The sequence below is a fragment of the Vibrio sp. 1641 genome, assembly GCF_033339995.1.
Taxonomy (GTDB): domain Bacteria; phylum Pseudomonadota; class Gammaproteobacteria; order Enterobacterales; family Vibrionaceae; genus Vibrio; species Vibrio alginolyticus.
This window is the reverse complement of record NZ_JAWOVP010000391.1, coordinates 1-569: the sequence shown is the minus strand read 5'-3', so window position 1 is coordinate 569 and position 569 is coordinate 1. Positions and strand designations below refer to the sequence as shown.

Genomic DNA, 569 nt, shown 5'->3' with positions numbered 1-569 from the left:
ACAGACAGGAGCTTATTGATGCGCGTAAGAAAGAGCTAAAAGCCTACATGATGATGGGTGTAACGGCGATTAAGCCGCTGTATGACTCTGACGTTAATGGCAGTAATAAACAAGCGGCGAAAGAAATCTTAAAAGCGATGCGCTTTGAAAGTGATGGGTACTTTTTCGCGTATGATTCTCAAGGCATCAATACCTTACATGCCATCAAACCGTCGCTGGAAGGTAAAAATCTGTATGACCTTAAAGATGAAAATGGCGTAGCGGTGATTGCTGGCTTGATTGATGCGTCGCAAAAAGGCGATGGCTTTTTGTATTTCTCTTGGCACAAACCAACCATCAACGCTCAGGCACCGAAATTGGGTTACGCTGAGTATCTACAAAAATGGGACTGGGTGCTTGGTACTGGGATCTACATTGATGACATCGACCAACAAGTTGCCATGCAGCGTGAATTGCGCACGCAAGAGTTAAATCAACACACTTTATCTGCGGTGACAATCTCGGTGATTGGCCTGATTATTACCAGCATCTTAACCAGCATTGCTGTTTCGAAAGGCATTAAACCACTT

Annotated in this window: 1 protein-coding gene; it reads left to right on the top strand. The window is 44.3% G+C overall.

Going from position 1 to position 569, the window contains the following annotated elements:
* Nucleotides 1–569 (top strand): cache domain-containing protein (locus tag R7Z47_RS26150; RefSeq protein ID WP_318130939.1); only part of this gene is annotated, 569 nt, incomplete at both ends.